A 15,170-nucleotide genomic window follows, 5' to 3' on the forward strand; every position below is an offset into this window, starting at 1 on the left:
GGGTGCGCAGGGGCGTGCCCCCGTACGGGAGGGCGGACGGCGGGGCGCCGTGTCAGTCCTCCGGTGGGGCCGGTGGTACGACCGCGACCGGGGACGCCGCGTGGAGCAGGACCGCGTGGGTGACCGAGCCCATCATGCGGGCAGGGGCCAGCAGGCGGCGGCGGTGGCGGCCGACGACGACCAGCTGGGCGTCGCGGGAGGCGGCGACGAGGTGACCGGCGGCGTCGCCGGGCGCGACGTAGGGCTCGGCCCGGACGCCGGGATGACGTTCGCGGTACGGGGCCAGGAAGCCGTCGGCCAGGACCCGGGTCTCGCTCTCGATGGATACCTCGTCGATCACGGAGGGCATGATCTGCCCGGCGGCGGCCCAGGTCTGCACCGGCCACGGGTAGGCGGCGACGACCTGGAGGCGGGCGCCGCGCAGTTCGGCCTCGGCGAAGGCGAAGGAGAGGGTGGCGTCGTCGGGACTGTCCACGTGCAGTCCGACCACCACCCGGGGCCCCTCCTCGGCCGGCGCCTCGCCGTGCACCTCGCGTCCGGGGCGGGGCACCACGACGACGGGGCACTCGGCGTCGCGGGCGGCGGCCATGCCGTTGGAGCCGAGCAGCAGGCTGGCGAAGCCGCCGCGGCCCCGGGAGCCGAGCACCAGCAGCTGGGAGTCCGCGCCCAGCTCCGGCAGCGCGGCGCCGGGCACGCCCTCCATGCCGACGTACTCCGTGGCCACGGCGTAGGCACGCCCCTGGAGGTGGGCGCGGGCCTGGTCGAGCACCGGGTCGTCGCCGGTGTCCGGCTCGCCCGCGACCAGGATGTCGGTCTGGGCCCAGGTGGCGTACTGGCGCACATGCACCACCCGCAGGGGCGCCCCGCGCCGGTGCGCAGCGTCGAGGGCCCAGTCCAGGGCGCGCAGGCTGTCGTCGGAACCGTCGACGGCCGCGATGACCGGCAGGGTGCTCATGGGACCTCACCTCCGGAGTACGGCCTTCCCCCCGGCGCGGGACGGGACACCCCGGTTCGGCCGGTCGGCTCACCGCACCCGGCGGGTCAGGTGAGGTCGAACTCCCCTTCCCGCGCCCCCGACACGAACGCGCCCCATTCCGCGGGGGTGAAGATCAGGGAGGGGCTTTCCGGGCTGCCGCTGTTGCGCATGGCGACGAACCCCTCGACAAAGGCGATCTGGACATCCCCCAGGCCCCGGCTGCTCGACTGCCACTGCGCGTCGCTGAGGTCCAGTTCCGGCTTGTCCCAGCCCATGATCGGGCGCTGGTGGGTGGTGCTCTCGGCCACGTCCGTGCTCCTCCCGGTCTCGTCGTTCGCGGCCAGCCTAGCGATCGGCTCCGACCGCCGACAGGCCGTGTGAGGGCTGCCCTTCGAGGAACGCGGTGACACGCCGTACGAACCACTCGGGGTCGTCGAGCCAGGGGTAGTGCCCGGCACCCGGCTGGACGGCGACCTCGGCGTGCGGGAAGACGGCGGCGCAGCGGCGGGCGAGTTCCGGCCGGGGACCGCCGTCGAGTTCACCGGCGAGGACCAGGACCCGGGCGGTACTGCGGGCGAGGGCGGCGCGGGTGGCGGGCGGGTCGAAGGCGTCCGGGGAGAGGTAGGCGTCGCCCGCCTCGTAGTTGGACTCCTGGGGGCCGCGGGCGACATGGGCGCGGGCGGCGTCGTCCCAGCGGCCGTGGAAGAAGGGGAGGAACACCGGGTCGAAGTCGCCGGTGCCGGCCAGCCACGCCTCGAAGGGGCCGTACGCCTCCTCGAACCAGGGTTCGTCCCGGCGCAGGAGGGCGGCCGCCCTCCGGTCCTCCGGTGTGGCGGGCATGTCCAGCGCCCAGGGCGTGGCGGTGATCAGGGCGAGGCGTCCCACGCTCGCCGGGTGGCGGGCGGCGTGGAGCATCGCGAGGCTGCCGCCGGCGGAGTGCGCGAGGACGTCCATGCGGTCGAGGCCGAGGTGGACGCGGAGCGCCTCCACGTCGTCGACGAGCCGGTCGCAGCGGTACGTCGCCGGGTCGGCGGGGACGCCGGAGTCGCCGGTGCCGCGCAGGTCGAGCAGGACCAGCCTGCGGTGCGCGGTCAGACCGCCCAGGTCGCCGAGGTAGGACGAGGCCCGCATGGGGCCGCCCGGCAGCACGACCAGCGGGGCGCCGCTGCCTCTGACGTGGTAGGCGAGTTCGGTTCCGTCGTACGCGGTGAAGGTGCTCATGGCGCCGATCCTGGGCCGCCGGGGGCGGGGCCGCAACGGAGTTGCGGGGTCAGGACCCGGCGAAGCGGTCCCGCAGTTCGCGCTTGAGGATCTTCCCGCTGGCGTTTCGCGGCAGGGCGTCCACGAACCGCACCCCCTTGGGCGCCTTGAAGGAGGTGAGCCGGTCCCGGGCGTGGGCGATCAGCGCGTCCTCGGTGACCTCGCCGCGCGGGACGACGACGGCCGTGACGGCCTCGATCCAGCGTTCGTCGGGCAGCCCGATCACCGCCACCTCGGCGACCCCGTCGTGCGTGTAGAGGGCGTCCTCGACCTGGCGGGAGGCGACCAGGACGCCGCCGGAGTTGATCACGTCCTTCACGCGGTCGACGATCGTGTAGTAGCCGTCCGCGTCCCGCACGGCGAGGTCGCCGGAGTGGAACCACCCGTCGCGGAAGGCGGCTTCGGTCTCCTCGGGCTTGTCCCAGTAGCCCTCGCACAGCTGCGGCGAGCGGTAGACGACCTCTCCGGGGGTGCCGTCGGGCACGTCCGCGCCGTCCTCGTCGACCACGCGTGCCTCCACGAACAGGACGGGCCGCCCGCAGGAGTCCATCCGGCCCTCGTGCTCGTCCGGGCCGAGGACGGTGGCGAGGGGGCCGATCTCGCTCTGGCCGAAGCAGTTGTAGAAGGCGAGGGCGGGCAGGCGCTCGCGCAGCCGCTCCAGGACGGGCACGGGCATGATCGAGGCCCCGTAGTAGGCCTTGCGCAGGCCGCCGAGGTCGCGGGTGGCGAAGTCGGGCCGGTTCGCGAGGCCGATCCACACGGTGGGCGGCGCGAAGACGCTGTCCACGCGGCCTGCTTCGACGAGGTCGAAGAGCCGGTCGCCGTCCGGGGCGTCGAGGATGATGTTCGTGGCGCCGACGGCGAGGTAGGGCAGCAGGAAGACGTGGGTCTGCGCCGAGTGGTAGAGCGGCAGGGCGTGCACGGGGCGGTCGCCTGCGCCGAGGTCGAGGGCGGTGATGGCGCTGAGGTACTCGTGCACCAGGGCCCGGTGGGTCATCATCGCGCCCTTGGGCAGGGCGGTGGTGCCGGAGGTGTAGAGGAGCTGCACCAGGTCGTCGCCGGCCGGCTCGGGGCCGTCGTGGGCGGGCGCCGCGGCGAGGCGGGTGAGGAGCGAGTCGGCGGCGTCGCGGAGCGCGAGGACGCGGGTGCCGTCCGGCAGCCGGCCGGCGAGGCCGGGGTCGGCGAGGACCAGGGAGCTGCCGGACTGTCCGACGAGGTAGGCGAGGTCGTCGCCGGTGAGGTTCTGGTTGACCGGGACGTGCACCAGCCCGGCCCGGGCGCAGGCCAGGAAGGCGATCAGGTAGGCGTCGGAGTTGTGGCCGTAGGCGCCGACCCGGTCGCCGGGGGACAGCCCCTCGGCCAGCAGGACGCCGGCCGCGCGGGAGACCGCGGTGTCGAGCTCGCCGTACGTCCAGGTGCGGTCGCGGTACTCGACCGCGACGCGTGCCGGAGTGCGTCGGGCGCTGCGCCGCAGCACCCCGTCGACCGTGCTGCCGTGTCCGGGCTTCATGACCTGATCCTCGGCCGCGCGCCGGGGCGGGTCAAGCGGCGTGCGTCCGGTCCCCGGACCGCGCACGCCCCATTGACACGACCCCGTCATGACAGGAAAGTTTCACTCCGCACGGTGATCCGGGAAAGATACTTTCAGCTTCGGTGGCGGGAGACTCTTCGATGGCCGGACAGGCGACCAGCGGATTCACACGGCGTCAACTGGGCGCCGGCGCCCTGGCCCTGGGCGGTGCCCTGGCCATCGCCCCGTTCGCCGCGGGCCCGGCCGAGGCGGTCGCGGACGGAGGCCGCCGGCCGACCCTCCGGCGCGGCTCAGCCGAGCGCGCGGGGCTGCTCCCGGGTCATCTGCGACGGCTCGTCAGCGACGCGGAGACGTACCTCCAGCCCTCTCCCCAGCACCCGTGGTACGCGGGCGCCGTGCTGCTGGCCGGCCGGGGCGGCACGGTCGCGCTGCACGAGCCGATCGGCATGGCGGTGCGCTACCGGGCGTACGACGAGGCGACCGACACCGGCGTCGAGTTCCCGGCCGCGGAGCAGATCCCGATGGCCGGCGACACCGTGTTCGATCTCGCGTCCATCTCCAAGCTGTTCACCTCGATCCTCGCCGTGCAGCAGCTGGAACGGGGTGCGCTGGAGCTGGAGGCGCCGGTCGCGTCGTACCTGCCGGACTTCGGGCGGGCCGGGAAGCAGGACGTGACGGTCCGGCAGCTGCTCACGCACACCTCCGGGTTCCGGGCGTGGATCCCGCTGTTCCGCGCGCCCACCTACGAGGAGAAGGTGCGGCTCGTCTACGACGAGGCCCCGGTCAGCGCACCCGGTACGGCGTACCTGTACTCGGACCTGAACATGATCTCGCTCCAGCTGGTGCTGGAGAAGGTCACCGGCCGCGCGCTGGACGTCCTGCTGCGCGACGAGATCACCCGCCCGCTGGGTCTGCGCCGCACCCGCTACAACCCGCCCGCGTCCTGGCGGCCGTCCATCGCGGCCACGGAGGACGCCCGGCAGCCCTGGTCCGGCCTCGACCGCGGTCTGGTGTGGGGCGAGGTGCACGACGAGAACGCGTTCAGCCTCGGCGGCGTCGCCGGTCACGCCGGGGTGTTCTCCTGCGCGTGGGACCTGGCGGTGCTCGGCCGGACCCTGCTCAACGGCGGTTCCTACGGCCGGGCGCGCGTCCTGCGGCCGGAGTCGGTGGAGCTGATGTTCACCGACTTCAACACGGACTTCCCGGGGGACGCGCACGGCCTGGGCTTCGAGCTGTACCAGCACTGGTACATGGGCGCCATGGCGACGCCGCGCACCGCCGGGCACACCGGCTTCACGGGCACGTCGCTGGTGCTCGACCCGACGACGGACTCGTTCCTGGTCGTGCTCGGCAACTCGGTTCACCCGGTGCGCAGTTGGCGCTCGGGGTCCGCGCCCCGGGTGGCGGCCGGCACCCACCTGGCGCGGGCGGTGGCGGTCCGGCCCGCGCACGGGCGCACGGCGTGGTTCTCGGGGACGGCGAGTTCCGCGACGGCCACGCTGACGCTGCCTGCGCTCGACACGTCGGCCGGGCGGGCGCGGCTGGGCTGTGACCTGTGGTGGGACACCGAACCCGGGTCCGACGCCCTCGTCCTGGAGGCCTCGACGGACGGCGGCGCCGCCTGGCGGCCCGTCCCGTTCACGACCACTCGGCACGGAGACGGACCCGTTGCGCACGAGGACGGCTCGGTCACCGGCTGGTCGGGGCGTGTCTGGCACCGGCTGACGGCCGGACTCCCGGCCGCCCACGCGCTCACGCTGCGCTGGCGGTACACCACCGACCGGCTGTACGTGGGCCGCGGCGCGTACGTCGACGGGTTGCGGGCGGAGGCGGCGGGCGACGTCCTGTTCCACGACGCGCGCCCGGCGGACGCGGCGCGCGTCGAGACGGTGGGGTGGACGGCGTCGGCCGACTAGGGCCTGTCTGACAATTCCCGTCGCGGGGCAGACGGGAATTGTCAGACAGGCCCTAGTCCCGGCCCGGTCGCTCCGGGCACCCGTCAGCGGTCCGCCTCCAGGACCGCCATCGCCGCGTTGTGTCCCGGCACGCCGCTCACCCCTCCCCCGCGCACCGCGCCCGCCCCGCACAGCAGGACGTTGGCCTGAGCGGTCTCCACGCCCCAGCGGCCGGTGCCGTCCTGGGTGTGCGGCCAGGACAGCTCGCGGTGGAAGATGTTGCCGCCGGGCAGGCGCAGGTCGCGCTCCAGGTCCAGCGGCGTTCTGGCCTCGATGCAGGGCCTCCCGTCGGCGTCGGTGGCCAGGCAGTCGGCGATCGGCTCGGCGAGGTGGGCGTCGAGCTGGGCGAGGGTCGACTTCAGGAGGTCCTCGCGGACGGCGTCGTTGTCCCCGGCGAAGAGCCGGGCGGGGGTGTGCAGGCCGAAGAGCGTGAGGGTGTGCAGGCCCCGGCCCGCCAGATCCGGGCCGAGGATGCTGGGGTCGGTCAGGGAGTGGCAGTAGATCTCGGAGGGCGGGGCGGCCGGGAGTGAGCCCGCGGACGCCTGGGCGTGGGCGGCGGCCAACTGCTCGTACCCCTCGGCGATGTGGAAGGTCCCGGCGAACGCCTCGCGCGGGTCGGCGTCGGGGTCGCGCAGCGCCGGGAGCCGGTCGAGCAGCATGTTGACCTTGAGCTGGGCGCCCTCGGCGGGCGGCGGCGCGGGGGTGCCGGTCAGGGCGGCCAGCTCTCGCGGGGAGGCGTTCACCAGGACGTGCCGCGCGGCGGCGACGTGCTCGCCGTCGGCGGACCGGTGGGTGACCTCGGCCGTGCGTCCGTCGGTGTCGATCCGCACCGCCTCGTGGCCGGTGGCGAGTTCGGCGCCGGCGGCGCGGGCCGCGTCCGCGAGGGCGTCGGTGAGGGCGCCCATGCCGCCGACCGGCACGTCCCAGGCGCCGGTGCCACCGCCGATCACGTGGTACAGGAAGCACCGGTTCTGGCTCAGCGAGGGGTCGTGGGCGTCGGCGAAGGTACCGATCAGGGCGTCGGTCAGGGCGACGCCCCGGACGGTGTCGTCGGCGAAGTGCTCCTCGATCGCGACGCCGACCGGTTCCTCGAACAGGGCCCGCCAGGCCGCCTCGTCGTCGATCCGGCGGCGCAGCTCGTCGCGGGTGGGCAGGGGCTCGGTGAGGGTCGGGAAGACGCGTTCGGCGACGTGGCCGGTCATGGCGTAGAACCGCTGCCAGGCCGTGTACTCCCGGTCCGACCCGGTGAGCCGGGCGAAGGACTCCCGCGTCCGCCGCTCCCCACCGCCGACGAGGAGCCCGGTGGGGCGGCCGTCGCGCTCGACGGGCGTGTACGAGGAGACCGTGCGCCCGCGGACCCGGAAGTCCAGGTCCAGGTCCCGCACGATCTTCTCGGGCAACAGGCTGACCAGGTACGAGTACCGGGACAGCCGGGCGTCGACCCCGGCGAACGGCCGGGTGGAGACGGCCGCGCCGCCCGTGTGGTCCAGCCGTTCCAGCACCAGCACGGAGCGGCCGGCGCGGGCCAGGTAGGCGGCGGCGACCAGGCCGTTGTGGCCGCCGCCGACGATCACGGCGTCGTAGGTGCGGGAGGCGGGGGGTGTGCTGGTCGGGGTCATGGCTCTTGGTAACACGGGGTGGTCCGGGGCGGCCAGGGGTGGCTCACGGGGCCGGCCGGTGGAAGAGCCTGCCGGTGACCGGGCCGCCCGCGGCGCCCACGGGACGTCCGGCCCGCCGGTAGGTGCGCATCAGCAGCGCGGTGCGCACCTCGCGCAGCCCGGGGAGATCCGCGAAGGCGCGGGCGTGGAAGTCGTGCATCTCGCTCGCGGAGGCGTGGCTGGCGTACCCCAGCACGTTGGAGCGGCCGGTGGTGACGACCAGGTGCCGGACCGAGGGTTCCCCCGCCAGCCGGCGCAGCGCGGCGTCCAGGCTGCCGTGCCGCACCTCCAGCTGGAAGCGGGTCTCCACGGGATAGCCGAGCACGGCCGGTTCCGCGAACAGGCGCAGGTGGAAGACGTGCGAGGACATCAGGCGGCCCAGCCGGCGGCGCACCGTCGACTCGCCCAGGCGGAGCCGGCCGGCCAGCGTGCTCATCGGCATCCGGGCGTCCTCGCCCAGCAGGTGCACCAGTTCCCGGTCCACCGCGTCGACGGTGATGGGCGGCGGTGGAGGCCGTCCCTCGACGGCGAGGCGGCGCAGGGGTGAGGGTTCGGGGTCGTAGGGCGCCCAGTCGACCGCGGTGAGCAGCAGGCGCAGTACGACGGCGGAGTGGATGTCGAGGACGCCGGGCATCCGGCCGACGGTGCGGTCGATCAGCTCGATGAGTTCGGCCTCGTCCGCGACGGCCATCTCGGCCAGCACCTGGAGGTCGCCGGTGGCCACCTCCACGGAACGGGCCTGGGGGCGGGCCGCGACGGCACGCGCGACCTCCTCCAGCCGGCCGGGGGCGCAGCGCACGGCCAGTTCGACGGCCATGCCCTCGCCCAGGTACTCGTTGGTCAGGGAGGCGATGAACCGGACCTCGCCGGTGTCGAGCAGCCGGCCGAGGCGGCGGGCGACGGTCCGTTCGTGCAGGCCGACGCTCGCACCGACCTCCGCGAAGGAGGCACGGGGACGCCGGGCCAGGTACCGCAGGATGCCGAGGTCGGCGGTGTCCGGAACCACCTCCGGCGGGCTCTCGCTTTCCACCGTGCGCGACCCCCTTCCTGCCCGATTCCGCCTTCTGTGGTGTGTGGATGCCCGATCCGCGCTTTCTGATCGCCGCCTGTTGCTCGGATCCGGTGGTGACGCGCAGATTACCCGACAGCATCCGACCGCCGGTTTCCGGCCATCCGCAGAGGTACGCCCATGACTCAGGCAGCCGCCAAGGCGCCGTCCGGCTCCGCTCCCCCGGTCCGCACCGTCCCGACCGCGGCCATCGTCGTCTCGATCGTCCTGGTCGAACTGTCGAGCGGGATCACGCAGGGGTTCCTCGCCCCGGTGCTGCGCAGCCTCACCGACGTCCTGCACGTCACGGCCGCCGGGCTGAACTGGCTCAGCATCGCCAACCTGATGGCGAGCGTGGCCTTCACCCCGCTGCTCTCCCGCCTCGGCGACCTGCACGGACACCGCAGGGTGCTGCGCTGGAACCTGGCCGTCGTGCTGCTCGGCTCGTTGATCGTCGGGACGGCCGGATCGTTCCGCACCCTGCTGATCGGGCAGATCCTCCAGGGGGCGTTCGCCGGGTTCTTCCCGCTGCTGGTCGGCATCCTGCGCAACCGGACCTCGGAGGCGGAGAGCCGCCGCAGCATCGGGGTGATGGTGGCGGCCCTGGTGTCCGGCATCTGCCTCGGCGGCGTGGCCAGCGGCCTGGTCGCGCACTACGTCGACACGCCCACCGCGGCCCTGTGGGTGCCGGCCGCGGCGGTGAGCGTCGCGCTGCTGGCGACCTGGCCGCTGCTGCCGGAGACCACCGAGCGGCCCGGCGGCCGGCTCGACGTACGGGGCGGTGTCCTGCTGTGCGCGGGGCTGGTCGCGGTGATGCTCGGGCTGGGACAGGGCGGGCTGCCGGGCTGGGAGTGGACCTCGGCGCGCACCCTCGGCTGTCTGGTGGGCGGCGTCGCCGTGACCGCGCTGTGGGTGGCCGTGGAGCTCCGCTCGCCGGAGCCCATGATCGACGTACGGCTGTTCCGCCGCCGCAACGTGGCGGTGGTGGCGCTGGTGACGACCACGTTCTCCTTCTGCATGCTGGGCCTCCAGATCGCGAGCGCCGTCTTCCTCGGCACCCCCGGGGAGGTGGCCGGGTACGGCATGGGGCTCTCGCCGCTGGAGATCGCCTTCGCCACGATCCCGGGCATGGCGTCCCTCGCCCTGGCCGCCGTCGCGGCACCCCGGCTGGCCGCGCGCGCCGGCGATCGCGCCACGCTGGTCCTCGGCTCCCTGCTGATGGCCGCGGGCTACGCGCTGGCGCTCGCCCTCCACACCTCGCTGACGCCCTACCTGCTGTCGACGGTGGTGGCGGGGGTCGGTACCGGGCTGCTCCAGCAGTCCACCCGCACCCTCGCCGTCGAGTGCGTGCCGCACGAGCAGACCGCCGTCGGCTCCGGCATCAACGAACTGCTCATCAACGTGGGCGGCTCGCTCGGCGCGGCCTGCGTCCTCGCGGTGACCGCCGCCCACACCTCGGCGGGCTCGGCCCTGCCCGCGTACGGCGCCTACGCCACCACGTGGTCGGTGTGCGCCGGGGTGTCCCTGCTGGGCGCGCTGGCCGCCCTGCTGTACCGGCGCTCCGACCGGCCCGCGTGACCTCCTCCCACGTCCCGGCACTCCCCCGAAGGAACCCCATGAACCAGCACGACCCGCGCGAACGCGCCCGAGCCGTCGTCACCCGGCGCCAGGACGACGTCCTCGCGCTCAGCCACAGCCTGCACGCCGAACCCGAACTCGCCTACGAGGAGCACCGGTCCGCCCGGAAGATCGCCGACCTGGTGGAGGCCGCCGGTCTCGACGTGACGCGCGGCGCCCACGGGCTCGACACCGCCTTCGAGGCGACGGCCGGCGACGGCGAACTCGTCGTGGCGATCACCGCCGAGTACGACGCGCTGCCCGGCATCGGCCACGCCTGCGGGCACAACGTCAACGGCGCCTCGGCGGTGACCGCCGCGCTCGCCCTGGCCCCGCTCGCCGACGACCTCGGCCTCACCGTGAAGCTCCTCGGCACCCCCGCCGAGGAGTACGGCGGCGGCAAGGTCGACCTGCTGAACGCGGGCGCCTTCGACGACGTGGCCGCGGCGATGATGGTCCACGCCGCGCCGTCCGACGGGGTCGGCATGACCTCGCTGGCCATCGGGAGCTGGCGGGTCCGCTACACCGGCCGCACCTCGCACGCGGCGGCGATGCCGCACAAGGGCGTCAACGCCGCCGACGCGATGATGATCGCCCAGGTGGCGATCGGCGCGTACCGGCAGCAGATGATCCCCGGCGGCGTGGTGCACGGCGTCGTCACGCACGGCGGCGAGGCGCCGAACGTGATCCCGGGACTGGTGACCGCGGACTACGACTGCCGCGCCGGGACCGCCGAGGACCTCGCCGCGCTCCAGGCCCGTGTCCGTGCCTGCTTCGAGGCGGGCGCCCTGGCCACCGGGGCGGAGCTGGCGCTGGAGGCCGTCGGCAACGACTACGCCGATCTGCGGCAGGACCTGGAGATGTGCGGTGTCTACCGGGACAGCGCGCGGGACCTGGGCCGTTCGGCGGACGCGCCCGACCTCGGCATGCGGGGCGGCTCCACGGACATGGGCAACGTCTCGCACCTGGTGCCGGCCATCCACCCGAGCATCGGCTACGACTGCGGGGACACGACCATGCACAATCCCGAGTTCACCCGGTACGGGACCAGCGCGGGCGCGGACCGGGCGGTGCTCGACGGCGGGCTGGCCATGGCGTGGACGGCGATCACCCTGGCCTCGGACGACGGGCACCGGGCCCGGCTCCTGGCCCGGCTCGCCGAACGCCGGGCCGCCTGAGCCGCCCGCTCAGTGCGCCGCCGCCCGGTGTGGTGCCGCGACCCGGTGGTACAGCTCCGCGGCCTCGGTGGCGCGGCCCAGCTGTTCCAGGCAGTGCGCCTCGTCGTCGCGGGCGGTGCGGGTGTCGGGATGGCCGGGGCCCAGGACCCGGTGGCGGGCGCCGGTGACCAGGCGGTACTCGGTGAGGGCGGCGGACCAGCGGCCGAGCCGGCACAGCGCGACGGCGACCTCGCGGCGGCTGACCAGGGTGTCCGGGTGGTCGGCCCCCAGGACGCGGGCGCGGACCGCGCACACCTCGCGGGACTCGGCGAGGGCCTCCGCCCAGCGGCCGAGCCGGCCGAGGTTGACGCCCAGGCCGTGCCGGGCGCGCAGGGTCTCCGGGTGTTCGGGCCCCTGGGCGCGGGTGCGGTCGGCGATCAGTTCCGCGTACAGCTCCAGCGCCTCGGCGCTGCGGCCGAGCCGGCCCAGGGCGATGCCGGTCTCGTAGCGGGCGGCGAGGGTGTCGGGGTGGTCGGGGCCCAGCGCCCTGCCGCGGGCCGCGGCGACGCCCCGGTAGGTCGCCACGGCTTCCGGCCAGCGGCCCAGCCGCCCGAGTTCGTAGGCCACCTCGTAGCGGGTGACGAGGGTGTCGGGGTGGTCGGGGCCGAGCACGCGGGCGCGCGCGGCGGCCACCTCGCGGGCCAGCCGGTGGGCGTCCTCGGTGCGCCCGAGGCGGCCGAGGTTGAAGGCCAGGTTGTGGCGGCAGCGCAGGGTGTCGGGGTGCTCGGCGCCCATGGTGCGCTCCCGGGCGGCCAGGACCGCCGTGTAGACCTGGTGGGCGTCGGTGTGCCGGCCCAGCCGTCCCAGGGCGTAGGCCATCTCCTGGCGGGCGGCGAGGGTGTCGGCGTGGTCGGCGCCCAGGACCCGGATCCTGGCCTCGGCGACGCGCTTGTACGCGCGCAGCGCGTCGGCGGCGTGCCCGGTGCGGCCGAGGACGAAGGCGGCCTCGTAGCGGCTGGCGAGCGTGTCGGGGTGGTCGGGGCCGAGCAGGTGCTCGCGCTCGGCGGCCACCGCGCGGTGCACCTCGCCGGCCTCCTCCCAGCGGCCGAGCCGCCCCAGGCTCAGGCCCGCGCGGTGCCGTGCGGTCAGAGCGGCGATTCTCGCGGCGCGGTCGGGCGGCGTGGTGCGCGACCCGGTGCCGGCCGAGGCACGTCCGGTGGCCGGGCCCAGGGTCCAGGAGGGTGGCGTGGTGCGGGCCCCGACCGGCAGGGGTGCCCGCGGCCCGGACGCCGCCGGGGCCGGCCCGTGCGCCGGTGCCCCGCGGCCTGCGATGATCCGGCGGGCCAGTTCCCGGGCGTCGTCGGGTCGTTGCTCGGGCCGCTTCGCCAGCAGATCGAGGATGATGCGGTCCAGGTAGCCGGGCAGGTCGGCGCGGCGGCCGCTGGGCGGCTCGGGCTCGGTGTCGCGGTGGCCGACGAGGACCGCCCAGGTGTCGTCGCGGTCGAAGGGCGGGCTGCCGGTGGCGACCTCGTACAGCACGCAGCCCAGCGAGTACAGGTCGCTGCGCCGGTCGACGTCGTCGCCGCCGATCTGCTCCGGCGACATGTAGTGCGGGGTGCCCATGGCGATGCCCGTGCCGGTCAGCCGGGCGGTGAACCCGACGTCGTGGCCCAGCCGGGCGATGCCGAAGTCGCAGATCTTCACGGTGCCGTCGGCGAGCCGGACGATGTTCGCGGGCTTCAGGTCGCGGTGCACGATGCCCCGCTCGTGGGTGTAGGCGAGCGCCTGGGCGACCTGTTCGGCGATGTCGACGACGTCGGGGACCGGCAGCGGGCCGTGGCCGTTGTCCTTGAGGAGCCGGCTCAGGTCGCGGCCCTCCAGCAGCTCCATGACCAGGTAGAGCACGCCGTCGCACTCGCCGAAGTCGTGGACGACGGTGACCCCGCGGTGCTGGAGCGCGGCGGCCACCCGGGCCTCGCGCCGGAACCGCTCCCGCAGCACGCGGGTGAACGACTGGTCGTGCTGGGCGCCCAGCGGTTTGAGGCACTTGACGGCGACGCCACGGCCCAGTGACTCGTCCTTCGCCCGCCAGACCTCGCCCATGCCGCCGCGCCCGATCCGCTCCAGCAGCCGGTACCGGCCCTGGATCAGCGTGGTGTCCCCCATCTCGCTGCCCGCCCCCGTAGCAGTCCGCGCCCTCCCCTGGCCGGTCCAGTATGGCGGCTTATCGTCCGAGTTTGTACGGTGCCGGGCGTGCGGCCGGACCGAGCCGTGCCATCGCGCCGAGGATGTGTTTGGGCGGCAGTTGCCAGCGCAGACGTGCGGGAATCGCGCGCAGCAGGGTGCCCGTGGCGCGCAGCCGCCGGGTGACGGTGGCGGGTGGGGGCGCCGGTCTGCCGTACAGCTCGTGCGCGTACGGCGGTAGGGAGTCGTACGCCAGATGCGCGACCCGCCGCCACAGCAGTGCGCGGGCCGGGACCAGCGGGAGTGGGACGGGCGGGTTGCGCAGGAAGTCGTCCACCTCGTGTGCCTCGGCGCCTGCGGCCAGCTCGGGCCGTACCCGGTCGAAGTAGGCGGCCAGCTCGGACCGGTCGGCGGGTACGGCTTCGGGGTCGAGGCCGACGAGGCGGGCGCTGTGCCGGTGCTCGGCGAGGTAGCGGTCGGCGTGGGCGTCGGTGAGGGGGTAGCCGGAGCGGCGCAGGACGTGCAGGTAGGAGCCGATCTCGGCGCAGTGCACCCACATCAGCAGCGCGGGTTCGTCCACGCCGTACCGCTCCCCCGTGCCGGGGTCGGTCGCGCCGAGCAGGGTGTGGATCCTGCGGACCCGGGCGCCCGCCCGCTCGGCGGCCTCCGTGGTGCCGTACGTGGTGGTGCCGACGAATCCGGCGGTGCGCATCAGGCGGCCCCAGGCGTCGCGCCGGAAGTCGCTGTTCTGCGTGACGCCCCGTACGGCGCGGGGGTGCAGGGCCTGGAGGTAGAGGGCGCGGATGCCGGCGATCCACATCATCGGGTCGCCGTGCGCCTGCCAGGTCACCGAGTCCGGGCCGAACAGCCCCGGATCGGCGTTCGAACGCGTCGCCGCCATGCAGCGAGGCTAGCGCCCCGCGCCGCCGGATCCCAGGGCCGCCGTTCCCGGGCGTCAGTGCAGGGTGTCCAGGAACTCTCCGCAGGCCCGGGCGCAGTCGCGGCACGCCTGCGCGCTCTCCTCGGCGCCCGGATGCGCGTCGAAGACGTGGGCGCTCTCCAGGCACACCTGCCGGCACCATTCCAGCTGGACGCGGATGGCGTCCTCGTCCACCTGGTTCTGTTCGGACAGCACCCGGCAGGTCGCGTCGCAGACCTCCGCGCACATGATGCCCCGGCGCCGTACGAGTTCCTGGTTCTCGGTCCCGTCCGGGTCCACGAGGCTCGCCCGCAGCGCGCAGGCCCTGGCGCACTCGGTGCACGCCTGTGCGCACGCGAAGCGGTCCTCGAGGAAGCGGAACAGCTCCTGCTGGGAAGTCGTCGTCGATGTCACACCGGGCGGGTTGCCGCCGCGAGCGTCGGCAAACCGGTGGGCCCGGGTGTTTCCAAGGGTTCTGGCGGGATTTCCGGGTACCCGCCCGCCATGAACGACACAGCAATGGACCTGGCCGCGGGCGCGGGCGGGCTCGGCATCGGACTGATCGTGGCCGCCTTCGTGGTGGTGGCCCTGCTGATCGGCGCGTTCGCCTTCGGCAGCCGTCTCAAGCGCCGTGAGTCTCCGCCGCCGCTCCCGGAGGAGCAGCCCCGCCTGCCCGACGACGGGCCCGTGCGTGAGGTACGGGAGCGGCGGGAGCCCGACGAGATGCCGCAGAGCGACGAACGGACGCTGCCGCACGACCTGGGCCATCAGGGCAGCCGCACCGCCGCCGGGCAGGAGCGGCCCCGCTGGGACGAGGGCGGCAGCGGCGCGTTCGGCAGCGGAGGGCCGGGCGGCCGACGCTGAC

General features: G+C 74.8%; 13 protein-coding genes. 4 read left to right on the forward strand and 9 right to left on the reverse strand.

The annotated features are described in order from the left end of the window. Window positions 1–52: 52 nt before the first annotated feature. From ACZ67M_RS23975 to ACZ67M_RS23990, 4 genes are all read right to left on the reverse strand, one after another. Window positions 53–955 (reverse strand): universal stress protein, encoded by a 903-nt coding sequence (locus ACZ67M_RS23975; protein ID WP_469852645.1) that lies wholly within the window; start codon window positions 953–955, stop codon window positions 53–55. 86 nt (window positions 956–1,041) lie between these two features. Continuing rightward, window positions 1,042–1,284 (reverse strand): DUF397 domain-containing protein, encoded by a 243-nt coding sequence (locus ACZ67M_RS23980; protein WP_361356254.1) that lies wholly within the window; start codon window positions 1,282–1,284, stop codon window positions 1,042–1,044. A gap of 37 nt (window positions 1,285–1,321) precedes the next feature. Beyond that, window positions 1,322–2,197 (reverse strand): alpha/beta fold hydrolase, encoded by an 876-nt coding sequence (locus tag ACZ67M_RS23985; RefSeq protein WP_385801141.1) that lies wholly within the window; start codon window positions 2,195–2,197, stop codon window positions 1,322–1,324. A 49-nt stretch (window positions 2,198–2,246) separates the two neighbouring features. Beyond that, window positions 2,247–3,746, reverse strand: a complete 1,500-nt coding sequence (locus tag ACZ67M_RS23990; protein ID WP_385801144.1) for an acyl-CoA synthetase — start codon at window positions 3,744–3,746, stop codon at window positions 2,247–2,249. 161 nt (window positions 3,747–3,907) lie between these two features. Here ACZ67M_RS23990 and ACZ67M_RS23995 point away from each other — a divergent pair, with 161 nt between their 5' ends. Continuing rightward, entirely contained in the window at window positions 3,908–5,683 is a 1,776-nt protein-coding gene (locus tag ACZ67M_RS23995; RefSeq protein ID WP_469852647.1) for a serine hydrolase domain-containing protein, read from the forward strand. A gap of 83 nt (window positions 5,684–5,766) precedes the next feature. Here ACZ67M_RS23995 and ACZ67M_RS24000 read toward each other — a convergent pair whose 3' ends face one another. Both ACZ67M_RS24000 and ACZ67M_RS24005 read right to left on the reverse strand, forming a co-directional pair. After that, complete coding sequence (locus tag ACZ67M_RS24000; protein WP_361356247.1) at window positions 5,767–7,341, reverse strand: phytoene desaturase family protein; 1,575 nt, start codon at window positions 7,339–7,341, stop codon at window positions 5,767–5,769. Between the two features lie 43 nt (window positions 7,342–7,384). Next, window positions 7,385–8,410 carry an Lrp/AsnC family transcriptional regulator gene (locus ACZ67M_RS24005; protein WP_469852649.1) on the reverse strand — a complete coding sequence of 342 codons (1,026 nt, stop codon included), beginning with the start codon at window positions 8,408–8,410 and terminating at the stop codon, window positions 7,385–7,387. A gap of 159 nt (window positions 8,411–8,569) precedes the next feature. Here ACZ67M_RS24005 and ACZ67M_RS24010 point away from each other — a divergent pair, with 159 nt between their 5' ends. Together ACZ67M_RS24010 and ACZ67M_RS24015 are read left to right on the forward strand one after the other, a co-directional pair. Next, window positions 8,570–10,006: an MFS transporter gene (locus ACZ67M_RS24010; RefSeq protein WP_392237658.1), complete on the forward strand. Its 1,437-nt coding sequence runs from the start codon at window positions 8,570–8,572 to the stop codon at window positions 10,004–10,006. A 38-nt stretch (window positions 10,007–10,044) separates the two neighbouring features. After that, the gene (locus ACZ67M_RS24015) at window positions 10,045–11,223 is read left to right on the forward strand and encodes a M20 family metallopeptidase (RefSeq protein WP_361356241.1); all 1,179 of its coding nucleotides are present in this window, start codon (window positions 10,045–10,047) and stop codon (window positions 11,221–11,223) included. A 9-nt stretch (window positions 11,224–11,232) separates the two neighbouring features. Here ACZ67M_RS24015 and ACZ67M_RS24020 read toward each other — a convergent pair whose 3' ends face one another. Genes ACZ67M_RS24020 through ACZ67M_RS24030 form a run of 3 tightly spaced genes read right to left on the reverse strand, consistent with a single transcriptional unit; the run spans window position 11,233 to window position 14,719 of the window. Next, the gene (locus ACZ67M_RS24020) at window positions 11,233–13,368 is read right to left on the reverse strand and encodes a serine/threonine-protein kinase (protein WP_469852651.1); all 2,136 of its coding nucleotides are present in this window, start codon (window positions 13,366–13,368) and stop codon (window positions 11,233–11,235) included. A gap of 58 nt (window positions 13,369–13,426) precedes the next feature. Next, window positions 13,427–14,287 (reverse strand): oxygenase MpaB family protein, encoded by an 861-nt coding sequence (locus tag ACZ67M_RS24025; RefSeq protein ID WP_361356237.1) that lies wholly within the window; start codon window positions 14,285–14,287, stop codon window positions 13,427–13,429. Window positions 14,288–14,341: 54 nt separating this feature from the next. Further along, a complete protein-coding gene (locus ACZ67M_RS24030) occupies window positions 14,342–14,719 on the reverse strand; it encodes a four-helix bundle copper-binding protein (protein ID WP_122618731.1) in 378 nt (125 codons plus the stop codon). A 90-nt stretch (window positions 14,720–14,809) separates the two neighbouring features. Between ACZ67M_RS24030 and ACZ67M_RS24035 the strand changes: the two genes are divergently transcribed. Further along, window positions 14,810–15,169, forward strand: a complete 360-nt coding sequence (locus ACZ67M_RS24035; RefSeq protein WP_122618646.1) for a DUF6479 family protein — start codon at window positions 14,810–14,812, stop codon at window positions 15,167–15,169. The last annotated feature ends 1 nt before the right edge of the window (window position 15,170 follow it).

The organism is Streptomyces sp. NPDC107500, assembly GCF_055582785.1.

Coding starts and splice junctions, on each gene's coding strand:
- ACZ67M_RS23975 (WP_469852645.1), bottom strand. CDS start 955: ATGAGCACCCTGCCGGTCATCGCGGCCGTCGACGGTTCCGACGACAGC.
- ACZ67M_RS23985 (WP_385801141.1), bottom strand. CDS start 2,197: ATGAGCACCTTCACCGCGTACGACGGAACCGAACTCGCCTACCACGTC.
- ACZ67M_RS23990 (WP_385801144.1), bottom strand. CDS start 3,746: ATGAAGCCCGGACACGGCAGCACGGTCGACGGGGTGCTGCGGCGCAGC.
- ACZ67M_RS23995 (WP_469852647.1), top strand. CDS start 3,908: ATGGCCGGACAGGCGACCAGCGGATTCACACGGCGTCAACTGGGCGCC.
- ACZ67M_RS24000 (WP_361356247.1), bottom strand. CDS start 7,341: ATGACCCCGACCAGCACACCCCCCGCCTCCCGCACCTACGACGCCGTG.
- ACZ67M_RS24010 (WP_392237658.1), top strand. CDS start 8,570: ATGACTCAGGCAGCCGCCAAGGCGCCGTCCGGCTCCGCTCCCCCGGTC.
- ACZ67M_RS24015 (WP_361356241.1), top strand. CDS start 10,045: ATGAACCAGCACGACCCGCGCGAACGCGCCCGAGCCGTCGTCACCCGG.
- ACZ67M_RS24020 (WP_469852651.1), bottom strand. CDS start 13,368: ATGGGGGACACCACGCTGATCCAGGGCCGGTACCGGCTGCTGGAGCGG.
- ACZ67M_RS24025 (WP_361356237.1), bottom strand. CDS start 14,287: ATGGCGGCGACGCGTTCGAACGCCGATCCGGGGCTGTTCGGCCCGGAC.
- ACZ67M_RS24035 (WP_122618646.1), top strand. CDS start 14,810: ATGAACGACACAGCAATGGACCTGGCCGCGGGCGCGGGCGGGCTCGGC.